Below are 14,438 nucleotides of genomic sequence, written 5' to 3'. Positions count from 1 at the left end.
GCAAAATTAATTGCCATTTGCGAAGGGGCATGTTTCTTATAAGCAAGCCCTAAACCCACCGTAGGAACAGGCGCTTTCAAAGAGCGATAAGCCACACCCTGTATTTGCAATTGTTTGGTCGACTCGGGAACCAAAGACGCCCCCAAATTTGCAGACACTAATGATAAAATCGACACAATTTGCGGAGCATTTTGTCCAATTTTCGGTTCAAAGCCACGCTCATGGCAGGCCTGTTTAATCGCATCAAAAAGCCCTGCACTAATGGATGGCGGCGAGACAATAAAATCAAGTTCTCGCAGCGCGGTTAAATCAATTTCTGATGATGCATCGTCGAGTTGAAAAGACTCGGAAGGCAAAGCAGCAATGAGGGGTTCTGCTAATAATTCTTGAATAATTAAACTATCTGGAATGTTGCGAGGTGAGCGAATAATCGCGACATCTAAGCGATCTTCGAGCAATAAATCGATGAGAAGTAAGGTGTTGGCTTCTTCAAGTTTTAAATTCACTTTCGGATATTGCTGCTGAAAATAGCGAACACATTTAGGAATGAAAGGATTCAACATTGAAGTGCCAGTAAAACCTAATCGTAGTTGACCCACTTCGCCATTTGCCACTTGTTTAACTAAGCTCGCTGCATCTTCTACACGCTGCTGTACTGGCTGAATTGCATTTAAAAAGGCAAGCCCCGCTTCGGTCAGCTCTACCCCATGAGGTGATCGAATAAATAAATCTGCACCTAGCTCTTCTTCTAAGTCTCGTATTTGCATGCTTAAAGGCGGCTGGCTCATGTTTAAGCGTTGCGCAGCTTTGGTAAAGTTTTTTTCTTCTGCTACCGCTAAAAAGTAGCGTATATGTCTTAGTTCCATCGCTATATATAAAACATATCATGACCCATTGTTAAATATATTAGAAAAATACCATTCAAATTGCTAATTTTAATTTATCGAATTTTCTCGATGCAGCACGCCTTCAAGCACTGCACTTTCTTTCTGTCATGGTCATGATATGAGTTCTTCATCTACACCCAGTACCTTAAGCACTGAGGTAACTTCTGTTCTTTCCCGTGAGTGGATTCACAAAGGGACTAAGGCCTATAAACACGCAGGATTTGCTTTATTCCTCGTAGGTTTTGCCAGTTTCTCACTGATTTATTGTGTACAGCCGCTGTTGCCTGCATTTAGCCAAAGTTTCCAAATTAGCCCCGCGAGTAGCTCTTTAGCCCTGTCATTAACAACTGCCTTTTTAGCGATTTCAATTGTGCTATCGAGTGCTTTTTCACAAGCCCTTGGCCGTCGCGGTGTAATTTTTACATCAATGCTGTGTGCCGCAATTTTAAATATTATCTCAATGTTTACCCCTAACTGGCACAGTTTGCTGATAGCACGCGCTTTAGAAGGTTTACTGCTCGGCGGTGTGCCAGCAGTGACAATGGCTTGGATTGCCGAAGAAATTGCACCTGAACACTTGGGTAAAACCATGGGTTTATATATTGCAGGTACGGCTTTTGGTGGCATGATGGGCCGTGTCGGCATGGGTATTTTGGTTGAATATTTTTCTTGGCGCACCGCCTTAGGTTTACTTGGGGCAATCTGTTTTATTTGCTCAATTGCTTTTTTAAAACTACTGCCTGCTTCGCGCGACGCTGATCGCGGACGCCGGCTCGACGAAGATACCGACCTCGGCGGAGAGGATGCGGTGCGCCTCCAGGATCTTGGCGTCGTCGATCGCGCCGAAGTAGCCGTCGCTGTCGTCGCGCGCGTTGAGCGCGAGCTCCCACGAGGCCGGGTTGCCGATGCGGATCGCGGTCGCGATGGTGTCGGGCTCCTTCACGGCGTGCCCGAGCACGATCGGGGCGCTGCCCGCGGCCTGGAAGCCGAACATGCGCGGCAGTCTGGTCGACTCGCCGCGCTGCAGCTCCTCGGTGTAGCCGCGGTGGTAGGCGGTGTAGTTGCCCGCGTTCCCGACCGGCACGATGTGGAAGTCCGGCGCCTCGCCGAGCGCTTCCACGACCTCGAAGGCGGCGGTCTTCTGGCCCTCGATGCGGTCGGGGTTGACGGAGTTGACCAGGTGCACCGGGTAGTTCGTCGCCAACTCGCGCGCGATGTCGAGGCAGTCGTCGAAGTTGCCCTGCACCTGCAGCAGCTGCGCGTTGTGCGCGATCGCCTGGCTGAGCTTGCCCATCGCGATCTTGCCCTCCGGCACGAGCACGACCGACTGGATGCCCGCGTGGGTCGCGTAGGCGGCCGCCGACGCCGAGGTGTTGCCGGTGGAGGCGCAGATGACCGCCTTCGCGCCGTGCTCGACGGCCTTCGAGATGGCCATGGTCATGCCGCGGTCCTTGAACGACCCGGTCGGGTTCATGCCCTCGAACTTCACGTAGACGTCCGCACCGGTGCGCGCAGAGAGCGCCGGGGCCGGGATGAGCGGCGTGCCGCCCTCGCCGAGCGTGACGATCGGAGTGGCGTCGGAGATGTTCAGGCGGTCCGCGTACTCGCGGAGGACGCCTCGCCACTGACGACTGTAGGCCTTCGGCTGGGGCATTACGATCCTTCGACTCGGAGAACGGAAGAGATGGCGACCACGACATCGCTCGCTGCGAGCGCCTCGACGGTGGCCGCGAGCGCGGCCTCTTCGGCTTCGTGGGTTCCGATGACCAGGGTAGCGGTGGCCGTCCCGCCGCCGTGAATCGGGGCGCCCGGCTCGCCTCCCGCGTTACCCGCGATGACGACGGGCCCGGTCAGGCTCGGTACGGACTGCTGCACGGTCTCGACGCTGACGCCGCCGTCGCTCAGGATGCGCGCGACCGCGGCGAGCACGCCCGGCTGGTCCGCCACATCCAGGGTGATCTGGTAGCGGGTGACGACGCGCCCGATGTCGAGCACCGGGATGCCGGCGTGCGTCGACTCGGCGACGCCCGGTCCCCCGACGACGTGGCGGCGGGCCGCGGAGACGACGTCGCCCAGCACGGCGGAGGCGGTCTCGACGCCGCCCGCGCCCGCGCCGTAGAACATGAGGTCGCCCGCGGCGGCGGACTGCACGAAGACGGCGTTGTGCGCGCCGTGCACGGCGGCGAGCGGATGGTCGCGGCTGATCAGCGCCGGGTAGACGCGGGCCGAGACGCCCTCCTCCCCCGTCTCCGGGTCGGTCATGCGCTCGCAGATCGCGAGCAGCTTGATGACGGCGTTCGCCTCACGCGCCGCATCCACCTGCTGCTTGGTGATGCTGGTGATGCCCTCGCGGTAGACGCGGTCGAGCGGCACGGTGGTGTGGAACGCCAGGCTCGCCAGGATGGCCGCCTTCTGCGCCGCGTCGTACCCTCCAATGTCGGCGGTCGGGTCGGCCTCGGCGTAGCCGCGCTCGCCCGCGGTCGCCAGGGCGTCCTGCAGGGTCTCGCCGGTCACATCCATGCGGTCGAGGATGAAGTTGGTCGTGCCGTTGACGATGCCCAGGATGCGGTTGATCCGGTCGCCCGCAAGGCTGTCGCGCAGCGGGCGGATGATCGGGATCGCGCCGGCCACGGCCGCCTCGTAGTAGAGCTGCGCGCCGACCTGCTCGGCCGCCTCGAACAGCTCCGGGCCGTGGGTGGCGAGGAGCGCCTTGTTCGCGGTGATGACGTCGGCGCCGGAGTTCAGTGCCTCCAGCACGTAGCCGCGGGCCGGCTCGACGCCGCCCATCAGCTCCACGACGATGTCGGCGCCCAGGATGAGCGAGCTGGCGTCGGTCGTGAACAGGTGGCGCGGGAGGTCGACGTCGCGGGGCGCGTCCACGTCGCGGACGGCGATGCCGACCAGTTCGAGACGGGCGCCGATACGGGAGGCGAACTCATCCCCCTGCTCCAGCAGCAGACGGGCCACCTGCGAGCCGACGGAGCCGGCCCCGAGCAGGGCGACGCGGAGGTTGCGGTACTCGATCATGCCTGGTTGCGCTCCTTCGACGCGGTGGGGCGTGCTGCGGCGGGGTCATAGGCGGCGTCGCGTGCCAGCAGGTCGTCGATCGTCTCGCCGCGGACGATCACGCGGGCGTCGCCGCCGCGCACGGCGACGACGGGCGGCCGCCCGAGATAGTTGTAGTTGCTCGACAGGGCGAAGCAGTAGGCACCGGTCGCGGGGACGGCCAGGAGGTCGCCCGGCGCGACGTCGCCCGGAAGGTACTCGGCGTCCACCACGATGTCGCCGCTCTCGCAGTGCTTGCCGGCGACGCGGACGAGTGCCGGCGGGACTGAAGAGACGCGGTTCGCGATGCGGGCCGAGTAGTCGGCCTCGTACAGAGCCGGGCGGGCGTTGTCGCTCATCCCGCCGTCGACGCTGACGTACCGGCGGAGAGCGGACTCGCCGTCGTCCTGGAAGGCGACGGGCACATCCTTCGTCGTCCCGACCGTGTAGAGGGTGAGTCCGGCAGTGCCGATGATCGAACGGCCGGGCTCGAACGCGACGACCGGGAGCGGGAGGTCGAGCTCTTCGCATCCGGCCGCCACCGTCTCGGCGATGCGCCGGGCCAGCTGGTCGATCGGCGCCGGGTCGTCGGCGGACGTGTAGGCGATGCCGAAGCCGCCGCCGAGGTTGAGCTCGGGGACGTCGCCGCCCTCGAGCAGCTGCCGGTGCAGGGTGAGCAGGCGGGCCGCGGACTCGGCGAAGCCGTCCGCGCCGAAGATCTGGGAGCCGATGTGGCAGTGGAGGCCCTTGAATGCGAGCGAATCGTGCGAGCGGATGCGCGCCACGGCATCCACTGCGGCTTCGAGCCCGATTCCGAACTTCTGGTCCTCGTGCGCCGTCGCCAGGAACGCGTGGGTGTGCGCATGCACGCCGCTGTTCACCCGCAGGCGCACGCTCTGCCGTACGCCGTGGCGAGCGGCCGCCTCGGCGACGCGGTCGATCTCCTGCAGGCTGTCGATGACGATCGCGCCGATGCCCACCTCGACCGCGCGTTCGATCTCGGCGAGCGACTTGTTGTTGCCGTGGAAGCCGAGCCGTTCCGGGTCGACGCCCGCGGCCAGCGCCACGGCGAGCTCGCCGCCGCTGCACACGTCGATGAAGAGTCCCGCCGCGTCCATCCACCGGGCGACCTCGACGCTCAGGAAGGCCTTGCCCGCGTAGTAGACCTTGGCGGCGGTGCCGACCTCGGCGAACGCGTCGTCGAAGGCGCGGCGCACCTCGACGGCGCGCGAGCGGGCGTCGTCCTCGTCGATGACGTAGAGCGGCGTGCCGAAGCGCTCAGCCAGCTCGGACGCGGCGACGCCGCCGACGGTCAGCGTTCCGCCCTCACGGGAGACGGTGCGCGACCACAGACCGGGTGCGAGGGCGTTCGCGTCGGCGGGCACGTGCAGCCACGGCGGGGCGAGCGGGTTGGGGGCAGCGGCGGATACGGCCATAGGGATCCTCACGGGCGGCGACGAGTGGGGTCCTCCTAGGCGAGCGGACCCGGATTGGCCCCTGAAGCCGGATGGAGAGTGCTCTGGAAGTCTATCGGGGCGGAACGGGCCGCATGATGCGTGTTACGAACGGCCCGCGCGGCGTCTCTAGGAGTATGGACACCTTCACCTACGACCTCCGCGTGCGGGGATGCACGCGCCGCCAGCTCTCCGCCTACGCCCGCGCGGTCACCGGGCGCCCGGCGATGAGCATCCAGCCCGTGGATGCGCCGGCCGACGGCCCCGCGGCCTACCGCCTGGTGGTGCGACCGGCTGCGCACGGCCTCGACGCCGCGACGACCGCCGCCTCCTTCGCCTGGATGCTGAAGGCGGCCGGCCGCCTCATCTCGCTGCGCCCGCGCGCCTGAGCCGGCTCCGCGTCAGGAACAGCTGCCCTTGCTGTTCAGGAACTTCTCGTCGAGCACGAAGTCCGAGGCGGTGAGGGTCACGGTCGCGTGACCGGGCGTGACCTGGATGTCGGAGACCTTCACGCCCTCCGGCAGGTACTGCGCGGCGCAGACGGGGAACGGCCCCTGGGAGGTCAGCGACTGCAGCAGACGGTCGAGGTTGACGTTGCCCGCTCCGGTCTTCAGCGACGCCTTGTCGGCGGTGAGCAGCACCTGGTCGCCCGCGGCCTCCGGCGTCGCTGTCACTGTGTAGCCGACCGGCAGGCCGAGCAGGTCGATGCTGCCGTCGTAGCCGATCGTCCCGTCGTTCAGCGTGATGTCACCGGTCGCGCCGGGGATCTGCACCAGCTTGTTAAGGGAGTCCTGGCTGACGGACAGCGTCCCCGTCGCGTCGGCGATGGGCTTGGAGAAGTCGGCGGGGACGCCCGTGGCGACGACCTTCGCGCTCAGCGGCGCGCCCTTCACCACGACCCGCGGCGCATCCAGCTCGACCCGCTGGAAGGTCCCCGACAGGTACTGCTGGATGACCGAGAACCCGCCGATGTGCGTGTGCACCTGGCCCTGGATGTCCGACGGCAGGTTCTTCTCGATCTCGTCGGAGACCCGCTGCTCGGCGTAGGCGCGCACGGCGACGTCGGCGATCACGAGGAGCACGACGATGACGACGACCGGGATGCCGATCCCCAGCAGCAGCTTCAGCCACCGCGGGCGACGGCGGCGTACAGGCGCCTCGGCGCCGGGCAGCACCTGCGTGGTGTTGTCGCTCATGCGTCCCCCTTACATGCGGTCGGGCGCCGAGACCCCCAGCAGCCCGAGACCGTTGCGGATGACCTGGCCGGTCGCGTCGTTCAGCCACAGGCGCGTGCGGTGCAGGTCGGTGACCGGCTCGTCGCCGTGCGGCAGCACCCGGGTGGAGCCGTCGCGGACCGCGTACCAGGCGTGGTACAGGCCGGCCAGCTCCTCGATGTAGCGGGCGACGCGGTGCGGCTCGCGCAGCTCGGCCGCCTGGGCGACGATGCGCGGGAACTCCTGCAGGCCGCCCAGCAGCGCCGACTCGGTCTCGTGCGTCAGCAGCTCGGGCGCGAACGCGCTGCGGTCGACCCCCGCCTTCTCGGCGTTCGCGGCGACCGACCGGGTGCGGGCGTGCGCGTACTGGACGTAGTAGACCGGGTTCTCGTTGCTGCGCTTCGCGAGCAGGTCGAGGTCGATGTCGAGCTGGGAGTCGGTGGACGAGCGGACCAGGGAGTAGCGGGCGGCGTCGACGCCCACGGCATCCACCAGGTCGTCGAGCGTGACGATGGTGCCGGCGCGCTTCGACATGCGCATGGGCTCGCCGTCCTTGACCAGGTTCACCATCTGCCCGATCAGGATCTGGAGGTTGACGTTCGGGACGTCGCCGAACGCCTCCACCATCGCCATCATCCGGCCGATGTACCCGTGGTGGTCGGCGCCCAGCATGATGATGTTCTGCTCGAAGCCCCGCTCGCGCTTGTCGAGGTAGTAGCCGAGGTCGCCGGAGATGTAGGCGGGCTCGCCGTTGGAGCGGATGACGACGCGGTCGCGGTCGTCGCCGAACGTCGTCGTGCGCAGCCAGATCGCGCCGTCCGCCTCGAAGATGTGGCCCTGCTCCCGCAGACGCTCGATCGCGCGCTCCACCGCGCCGGACTCGTGCAGCGAGTCCTCGTGGAAGTACACGTCGAAGTCGACGCCGAAGGAGTGGAGTCGCTGCTTGATCTCCTCGAACATCAGCTGCGTTCCGATGGAGCGGAACACCTCCTGCTGCTGCTCGCGGGGAAGAGTGGCAAGGTCGGTGCCCTGCGCGCGCGACTCCGCCACCACGCGGTCGGCGATCTCGCCGATGTACGCGCCGCCGTAGCCGTCCTCCGGCGTCGGCTCGCCGAGGTAAGCGGCGAGCAGGCTGCGGGCGAACCGGTCGATCTGCGAGCCGTGGTCGTTGAAGTAGTACTCGCGGGTCACATCCGCGCCTTCGGCCTGCAGGATGCGCGCGAGGCTGTCTCCGACGGCCGCCCAGCGCGCGCCGCCCATGTGCACCGGGCCGGTGGGGTTGGCGGAGACGAACTCGAGGTTGACGCTCAGGCCGTCGTAGACGTCGCCGCGGCCGTACGCCTCGCCCGCCTCGACGATGGTCTGCGCCAGCTGGCCGGCGGCGCCCGCCTCCAGCCGGAAGTTGATGAAGCCCGGGCCGGCGACCTCGGCGGACGCGACGCCGTCGATGCCGGCGGCCGCGGTCGCGATCTGCTCGGCGAGCTCCCGCGGGTTCGCGCCGACCTTCTTCGCGAGGCGCATCGCGACGTTCGAGGCCCAGTCGCCGTGGTCGCGGTTCTTCGGGCGCTCCAGCGGCACGTCGTCGACGGTCAGGGTCAGCTCGGGGATGTCGGCGCCGGCCTCTCGTCGCTGCTCGACCACCGTCGTCACGATGTCGAGGAGGGCGGCGGAGAGGTCAGCGGGAGTCATGAGGATCGATTCTACCGGGCGCGCGGGTACGCTCCCGCGCGCGGTCGGGAGGGCCAGCACGAATTGATAGGGTCGTCGCGACGCGCGTCCCCGCACGGCGCGCGCCGAGCAGAAAGACGAGTCGCCGCATGACACTCACCCCCCGCCGCTTCGCTCTTCTCGCCGCGACCGCAGCCGCCGGTCTGGCCGCCGCAGCCGCCCTCGCCGGCTGCGCCCCGAGCGCGACGCCTGCCGCCTCCCCCTCGCACTCCGCCAGCGCGAGCGCCACCGCGAAGCCCTCCGACGTGCCGCTGCCCGTCGTCACCCCGACGACCCCGCCGACGCCGGTGGGCCTCACCTGCGACCAGGTGCTCACCGCCGACCAGCTGTACGCGTTCAACCCCAACTTCGGCCCCGATCCGGACTACGCGCCGAAGGACGGCTCCCTCGAGAAGAAGATCACCGACTGGCAGGGCGTCGCCTGCGCCTACCTGAACCAGACCAGCGGCGACGTCATCCAGATCGCGGTGGCGAAGCCGCCGTCGGACGTGATGGAGAGCCTGAAGAACACGGCGATCACCACCGCGAAGCCGGTGCCGACCTACGGCACGCCGCCGACCGTCGAGGGCTACTTCAAGCCGGGCGACGCCGGCCAGGTGCAGATCTTCCGCGGCCCGTACTGGATCGTCGCGGAGTCGACGTCGTTCTTCGAGCCCGGCGACGCCGCGCCGCTGATGCAGAGCGTCATGGGGAACGTCCCGGCGTCCTGACCCGTGTCACGGGCCGCGTCTCGGGGATGCTAGCCTGGGTTGCACCCTGGCCCCCATAGCTCAGGGGATAGAGCGTCTGCCTCCGGAGCAGAAGGCCGTAGGTTCAAATCCTACTGGGGGCACCCTTTCCCCTCTCGCCGGCGATCACTCCTCGCGGAGGTACGACGACACCGGCGGCGCCGGTCGCAGCACGCCGTTCACGATCGCCTCGATGGCGAAGGCGCTCGCCTGGGCCAGATCGACCGCGTCCGGCTCGAGCAGCCACTGCAGCTGCAGCCCGTCCATGACCGCGAGGATGGACGCCGAGGCTTTCGCGATCGTCGCAGGCTCCGTCACGCCCTCCTGGGCGCAGAGCGCGCGGAAGGCGTCGGCGACCTCGCCGCGGAGGGTGCGATACCGCTCCTCGAAGAACGACTTCGCCGGGTGCTCATCGGTCACCGACTCCGCCGAGAGCACGGTGTAGACCTGCACGATCCCTTCGCGCTGGGCGTTGCGCTGGGCCGTGGCGACGAGGTGGGCGAAGAGCGCCGGCCCGTCGGGGATGCGGCGGGAGGCCAGGTGCGCGACGTCGTCGCGATCGCGGAACTCGAGCATTTCGAGCAACAGGTTCTGCTTCGACCCGAAGTGGTGGAGCACGCCGGCGTGGGTGATGCCGACCTGCTCCGCGACGTCGTTGAGCGTCCCGTTCACCGAGCCCTTCGTCCCGAAGGTCTCGATCGCTGCCCGCAGGATCTCCGTGCGCTTGCGCTCCGTCTCCGGGCGCGGAGTGGCGCTGCTGCTGCTCGTGGCCATCCCGATATCGCTTCCTGCTCGTCGTAGTTGCGTGCGAGCTTACCAGCCAGTAACCTCACTCCAACTTGGTTACTTTCTGACCAGTAAGCAAGCAACCATTCCGCAGCACCACCCGGACACAACGGACGTGTCCACCACGAAGGAGAAGCAATGAGGCTTAGGAAGTACTTGGTCACGGCATCCGCGATCGCGGCCATCGGCGCGATGGCGCTCACCGGCTGCTCGTCGAACGGTTCGAACGGCGCAAGCAGCTCGACCGGTGGATCCCTCACCGTCGCGAAGCCCGACGGCGCGGCCATCCTGGCGACGCAGATCAACAACCCGTTCATCACCACCGGATCCGGCATGTCGCTCGGCTACGACCGGATGATCTACGAGCCCCTGGCGATCGTCAACCCGGTCGGCAAGAACGAGACCACTCCGTGGCTCGCGTCCAAGGTGACGTGGAACGACGACTACACGCAGCTCACGGTCACCCCGCGCAAGGGCGTGAAGTGGAGCGACGGCAAGCCGTTCACCGCAGACGACATCGTCTTCACCTACACCCTGATCAAGAACACCCCGGCCCTGGACCTCGGCGGGCTCAAGCTGGCCGACGTCAAGAAGGACGGCGACAACGTCGTCCTGAGCTTCAGCGAGTCGAAGTTCGTCAAGCAGGGCGACGTGCTCCAGGTCGCGATCGTCCCCGAGCACCAGTGGAAGGGCATCGCCGACCCGACCAAGGACGCGGTCAAGGACGCGGTCGGCACCGGCCCGTACACGATCAAGACGTTCTCGTCGCAGGGCGTCGTGCTCAAGGCGCGCACCGACTACTGGGGCGGCAAGGTCCCGGTGGGCGAGCTCAAGTACCTCGAGTACAACGACAACACCGGCCTCCTCCGCGCACTGCAGAGCGGCGAGACCGACTGGGCGCAGATCTTCATCACCGACTACCAGAAGAACTACGTCGACAAGGACCCGAAGCACAACGTGTTCTGGGGCGCCAACGTCCTGAGCCCGGACATGATCGTGGTCAACACGACCAAGGCCCCGTTCAACGACGTCGCGTTCCGCAAGGCCGTGAACCTCGTCGTGGACCGCAAGGCGCACGCCGAGAAGGCCCGCGGCAACGCCGGTCCCGAGCTGACCAACGTGACGGGCATCCCGCAGCCGACCGGTGACCAGTACATCGCCGACGAGTACAAGGACCAGACCTTCAAGATCGACGTCGACGCCGCCAAGAAGGTCCTGACCGACGCCGGCTACACCTGGAAGGACGGCGCCCTGATCGACCCGAAGGGCACTCCGGTCTCCTTCACCCTGCAGGACCCGCAGGGCTGGAACGACTACGTCACCGGCATCCAGCTGGCGGCGACCCAGATCAAGAGCACCCTGGGCGCCGACGCCAAGGTCGCGACCCCGGATGCGGACACCTGGTTCGCCAACATGGCGTCCGGCAACTTCGACGCGGCCCTGCACTGGACCGGCTCCGGCTCGAACCCGTGGCACATCTACGACGACGTCATGAACTCGAGCTACCTCGACCAGGCCGCCGACGGCAAGGTCTCGGACAACTTCGGTCGCTACAGCAACCCGGAGGCCACCGCCCTGCTGAAGGAGTACGCCCAGGCGTCCGACGACAGCGCCCGCACCGCCGCCCTCGAGAAGCTGCAGAAGATCTTCGTGGAGGACGTCCCGGCCATCGCGATCGGCACCCACCCGCAGCTGGCCCAGTACAACACCCGGAAGTTCACCGGCTGGCCCAGCGAGAAGGACCAGTACGCGACCGCCGACCCGACCCAGCCGTCGGCCGTCCAGGTGCTGATGAACCTGAAGCCCGCAGGCAAGTAGTCACCGACATCCGAGGCGGGTGCGGCTCCCCCGGCCGCACCCGCCCCGGACCCTCCGCGGACAGCAGGAAAGCGACACCATGACAGACTCCCTTCTCTCCGTACGCGACTTCTCGGTCGTGTACGACGTGGATCCGCCGGTCGCGGCGGTCAAGAACGTCACCCTCGACATCAAACGCGGCGAGATCGTCGGCCTGGCCGGCGAGAGCGGCTGCGGCAAGACCACCCTCGCCTACGGCGTGCAGCGCCTCCTCAAGCCGCCCGCGGTCATCACCAGCGGCAGCGTCGTCTTCCACGACGAGGGCGGCGAGGACATCGCCATCGACTCCCTCGACGCGGAGCAGATGCGCCGCTTCCGCTGGGACAAGGTCTCGATGGTCTTCCAGGGCGCGATGAACGCGCTCAACCCGGTCGCCACGATCGGCTCCCAGCTCGACGACGCGTTCCGCGTGCACCGCCCGCGGATGAGCCGGCAGGAGCGCCGCGCGGCCGTCATCGAACTCCTGGAGATCGTCAAGGTCGGCGGCCAGCGGATCAAGTCGTATCCCCACGAGCTCTCCGGTGGCATGCGCCAGCGCGTCATGATCGCGATGGCCCTCGCTCTTCGCCCCCAGCTGATGGTGATGGACGAGCCGACCACCGCGCTCGACGTGCTCGTGCAGCGCGAGATCCTGAAGCAGATCTCGCAGCTCCGCCACGACTTCGGGTTCTCCGTCGTCTTCATCACGCACGACCTCCCGCTGCTGCTGGAGATCAGCGACCGGATCGCCATCATGCGCGAGGGCGAGATCGTCGAACTCGCGACCGCCGAGCAGATCTGGACGAACCCGCAGCACGAGTACACGCGGACCCTGCTGCGGTCGTTCCCGCGGCTCACCGGCGAGAGAGGAGTGGTGGTCCGATGACGACGCTCGAGTTCAGGAACGTCACCAAGATCTACAACGTCCGCGGCTCCGGCCAGCTGAAGGCGCTGGACGACGTCAGCTTCACGCTCGGCCCGCGCCAGACCATCGGCCTGGTCGGCCAGTCCGGGAGCGGCAAGTCCACGATCGCGAAGATCCTCACCCAGCTGGAGACCCCCACCAGCGGCGAGGTGTTGCTCGACGGCTCCCCCGTCCCACGTTCCGGCAAGAAACTGCGCCGGTACCGGCAGGAGCTCCGGATGGTCTTCCAGGACCCGTTCGCCTCGCTGAACCCCTCCCACTCGATCCGTCACCACATCGAGCGCCCGCTGCGCCTCGACCGCGTGGTGCCGCGTGGCGAGGTCGACGACGAGGTGCGGCGCCTGCTGAACCGCGTCCAGCTGGATGCGGACACGGTGATCGACCGCCGCCCCCACGAACTGTCCGGCGGCCAGCGCCAGCGCGTCGCCATCGCCCGCGCCCTCGCCTCCCGGCCCGCCCTGCTGGTCGCGGACGAGCCCGTGTCGATGCTCGACGTGTCCCTCCGCCTCGGCGTGCTCAACCTGCTCGCCGATCTGCAGCGCGAGGAAGGGCTCGGGGTGCTCTACATCACCCACGACCTGGCCACCGCGCGGCACTTCAGCGACGAGATCATCGTGCTCAACCAGGGCCGGATCGTGGAGCAGGGACCCGCCGACGAGGTCATCCTCCGACCGCAGGACCCCTACACCCGCGAGCTCCGCGCCGCGTCCCCGGACCCCGAGGAGCACTTCGGGGCGCTGGCCGCACAGACTGCAGGAGGTGCGCTGTGAGCGCTGAGACCACACGCTTCGACCCGACGCTGGTCGGCACGACCGCCACGCGCGCCGAGCGCGGTCGTGCGCGCATCCCGTGGCGCTTCATCGGCGGACGCGTCGCGTTCTACGCGTTCACCCTCTGGGCAGCGATCACGATCAACTTCTTCCTGCCGCGCCTGATGAAGGGCGACGCCGTCGACGCGTACATGGCGCGCAGCCAGGGCCAGCTGACCCCGGACGCCGAGAAGGCGCTGCGCCTGATGTTCGGCGTGGACCACTCCGTGCCGCTCTGGCAGCAGTACCTCGACTACTGGAACATGCTGCTGCACGGCAACCTCGGCGTCTCCATCTCCACCGGCATGGCGCCCGTGGGCGACGCGATCGCCTCCGCCTTGCCGTGGACGCTCGGCCTCGTCGGTTTCGCGACGGTGATCTCGTTCCTGGTGGGGACGTGCCTCGGAGCCGTGATCGGCTGGAAGCGCGGAAGCCGGCTCGACCTGTTCATCCCGGCCACGACGTTCCTCGGGACCGTGCCCTACTTCTGGGTCGGCCTGATCTTCATCGCGATCTTCTCGACGACGCTCGGCTGGTTCCCCGCCGGGCACGCCTACGAGCTGGGCGTCGAGCCCGGCTGGAACGGGGAGTTCATCGGCCAGGTGGTCTCGCACGCCGCGCTCCCGATGTTCACGATCATCGTCGTCTCTCTCGGCGGCTGGGTGCTCGGTATGCGCAACATGATGCTGACCGTCCTCGACGAGGACTACATCACCGTCGCGCAGGCGAAGGGCATGCCGAACCGGCGGGTGCTCTGGCGCTACGCCGCCCGCAACGCGGTGCTCCCCCAGATCCAGAGCTTCGCGCTGGCCCTCGGCTTCATCGTGAGCGGCACCATCGTGATGGAGATGGTGTTCTCCTACCCCGGCATCGGCCTGCTGCTGCTCAACGCGACCAACGCCAAGGACTACGCGCTGATGCAGGGCATCTTCCTCGTCCTGGTGCTCGCGGTGCTCATCGCGAACATCATCGCGGACATCGCCTACGCCATCCTCGACCCGCGCACCCGTCAGACGGAGGCCTGAC

12 protein-coding genes, 1 tRNA gene and 2 pseudogenes are annotated in these 14,438 nt (G+C 66.7%); 8 read left to right on the top strand and 7 right to left on the bottom strand.

Features of this window, described 5'->3' with window-relative positions:
- A partial coding sequence (locus AB0P25_RS13705; protein ID WP_363808027.1) for a LysR family transcriptional regulator occupies positions 1-866 on the bottom strand: 866 nt, incomplete at its 3' end.
- A gap of 139 nt (positions 867-1,005) precedes the next feature.
- Here AB0P25_RS13705 and AB0P25_RS13700 point away from each other — a divergent pair.
- Positions 1,006-1,599, top strand: a pseudogene (locus AB0P25_RS13700) (MFS transporter); the annotation flags it as partial.
- A gap of 36 nt (positions 1,600-1,635) precedes the next feature.
- Here AB0P25_RS13700 and thrC read toward each other — a convergent pair.
- The 3 genes and pseudogenes from thrC to lysA form a co-directional block, all read right to left on the bottom strand.
- Positions 1,636-2,541 (bottom strand): annotated as a pseudogene (gene thrC, locus AB0P25_RS13695) (threonine synthase); the annotation flags it as partial.
- Positions 2,541-3,914, bottom strand: coding sequence for a homoserine dehydrogenase (locus AB0P25_RS13690; protein ID WP_363808026.1), 1,374 nt, complete (start codon positions 3,912-3,914; stop codon positions 2,541-2,543). The gene AB0P25_RS13690 and the pseudogene thrC, both read right to left, overlap by 1 nt.
- Positions 3,911-5,368 carry a diaminopimelate decarboxylase gene (gene lysA, locus AB0P25_RS13685; RefSeq protein ID WP_363808025.1) on the bottom strand — a complete coding sequence of 486 codons (1,458 nt, stop codon included), beginning with the start codon at positions 5,366-5,368 and terminating at the stop codon, positions 3,911-3,913. Before lysA ends, AB0P25_RS13690 begins: the two co-directional genes overlap by 4 nt.
- A gap of 155 nt (positions 5,369-5,523) precedes the next feature.
- On the opposite strand from lysA, the gene AB0P25_RS13680 reads away from it, so the two are divergent.
- Complete coding sequence (locus AB0P25_RS13680; protein WP_363808023.1) at positions 5,524-5,775, top strand: hypothetical protein; 252 nt, start codon at positions 5,524-5,526, stop codon at positions 5,773-5,775.
- Between the two features lie 12 nt (positions 5,776-5,787).
- Here AB0P25_RS13680 and AB0P25_RS13675 read toward each other — a convergent pair whose 3' ends face one another.
- Positions 5,788-6,582 (bottom strand): DUF2993 domain-containing protein, encoded by a 795-nt coding sequence (locus tag AB0P25_RS13675; protein WP_363808022.1) that lies wholly within the window; start codon positions 6,580-6,582, stop codon positions 5,788-5,790.
- Between the two features lie 9 nt (positions 6,583-6,591).
- A complete protein-coding gene (gene argS, locus AB0P25_RS13670) occupies positions 6,592-8,289 on the bottom strand; it encodes an arginine--tRNA ligase (protein ID WP_363808021.1) in 1,698 nt (565 codons plus the stop codon).
- Positions 8,290-8,417: 128 nt separating this feature from the next.
- On the opposite strand from argS, the gene AB0P25_RS13665 reads away from it, so the two are divergent.
- Together AB0P25_RS13665 and AB0P25_RS13660 are read left to right on the top strand one after the other, a co-directional pair.
- Positions 8,418-9,038, top strand: a complete 621-nt coding sequence (locus AB0P25_RS13665; protein ID WP_363808020.1) for an iron ABC transporter ATP-binding protein — start codon at positions 8,418-8,420, stop codon at positions 9,036-9,038.
- Positions 9,039-9,087: 49 nt separating this feature from the next.
- Positions 9,088-9,160: transfer RNA gene (locus AB0P25_RS13660), tRNA-Arg, on the top strand.
- A gap of 22 nt (positions 9,161-9,182) precedes the next feature.
- On the opposite strand, the gene AB0P25_RS13655 is transcribed toward AB0P25_RS13660, so the two are convergent.
- Entirely contained in the window at positions 9,183-9,830 is a 648-nt protein-coding gene (locus AB0P25_RS13655) for a TetR/AcrR family transcriptional regulator (protein ID WP_363808019.1), read from the bottom strand.
- Positions 9,831-9,980: 150 nt separating this feature from the next.
- Here AB0P25_RS13655 and AB0P25_RS13650 point away from each other — a divergent pair, with 150 nt between their 5' ends.
- The 4 genes from AB0P25_RS13650 to AB0P25_RS13635 all read left to right on the top strand — a co-directional run bounded on the left by AB0P25_RS13650 (position 9,981) and on the right by AB0P25_RS13635 (position 14,437).
- Positions 9,981-11,660: an ABC transporter substrate-binding protein gene (locus AB0P25_RS13650; protein WP_363808017.1), complete on the top strand. Its 1,680-nt coding sequence runs from the start codon at positions 9,981-9,983 to the stop codon at positions 11,658-11,660.
- Positions 11,661-11,739: 79 nt separating this feature from the next.
- Positions 11,740-12,564, top strand: a complete 825-nt coding sequence (locus AB0P25_RS13645) for an ABC transporter ATP-binding protein (RefSeq protein ID WP_363808016.1) — start codon at positions 11,740-11,742, stop codon at positions 12,562-12,564.
- Positions 12,561-13,373 (top strand): ATP-binding cassette domain-containing protein, encoded by an 813-nt coding sequence (locus tag AB0P25_RS13640; protein ID WP_363808015.1) that lies wholly within the window; start codon positions 12,561-12,563, stop codon positions 13,371-13,373. Before AB0P25_RS13645 ends, AB0P25_RS13640 begins: the two co-directional genes overlap by 4 nt.
- Positions 13,370-14,437, top strand: a complete 1,068-nt coding sequence (locus tag AB0P25_RS13635; RefSeq protein WP_363808014.1) for an ABC transporter permease — start codon at positions 13,370-13,372, stop codon at positions 14,435-14,437. The genes AB0P25_RS13640 and AB0P25_RS13635 overlap by 4 nt, the downstream gene beginning before the upstream one ends.
- Position 14,438: the final 1 nt, after the last annotated feature.

The organism is Leifsonia sp. NPDC077715 (genome assembly GCF_040686855.1).
Classification (GTDB): Bacteria; Actinomycetota; Actinomycetes; order Actinomycetales; family Microbacteriaceae; genus Leifsonia.
Note: the sequence above shows the minus strand (reverse complement) of the source record. Positions and strands in the feature narration are given on the sequence as shown.

Bases quoted from the DNA above. Each gene is read 5' to 3' on its own strand.
- argS (WP_363808021.1), bottom strand. From the start codon at position 8,289: ATGACTCCCGCTGACCTCTCCGCCGCCCTCCTCGACATCGTGACGACG.
- AB0P25_RS13650 (WP_363808017.1), top strand. From the start codon at position 9,981: ATGAGGCTTAGGAAGTACTTGGTCACGGCATCCGCGATCGCGGCCATC.
- AB0P25_RS13690 (WP_363808026.1), bottom strand. From the start codon at position 3,914: ATGATCGAGTACCGCAACCTCCGCGTCGCCCTGCTCGGGGCCGGCTCC.
- AB0P25_RS13655 (WP_363808019.1), bottom strand. From the start codon at position 9,830: ATGGCCACGAGCAGCAGCAGCGCCACTCCGCGCCCGGAGACGGAGCGC.
- AB0P25_RS13640 (WP_363808015.1), top strand. From the start codon at position 12,561: ATGACGACGCTCGAGTTCAGGAACGTCACCAAGATCTACAACGTCCGC.
- AB0P25_RS13680 (WP_363808023.1), top strand. From the start codon at position 5,524: ATGGACACCTTCACCTACGACCTCCGCGTGCGGGGATGCACGCGCCGC.
- AB0P25_RS13665 (WP_363808020.1), top strand. From the start codon at position 8,418: ATGACACTCACCCCCCGCCGCTTCGCTCTTCTCGCCGCGACCGCAGCC.
- AB0P25_RS13675 (WP_363808022.1), bottom strand. From the start codon at position 6,582: ATGAGCGACAACACCACGCAGGTGCTGCCCGGCGCCGAGGCGCCTGTA.
- AB0P25_RS13645 (WP_363808016.1), top strand. From the start codon at position 11,740: ATGACAGACTCCCTTCTCTCCGTACGCGACTTCTCGGTCGTGTACGAC.
- lysA (WP_363808025.1), bottom strand. From the start codon at position 5,368: ATGGCCGTATCCGCCGCTGCCCCCAACCCGCTCGCCCCGCCGTGGCTG.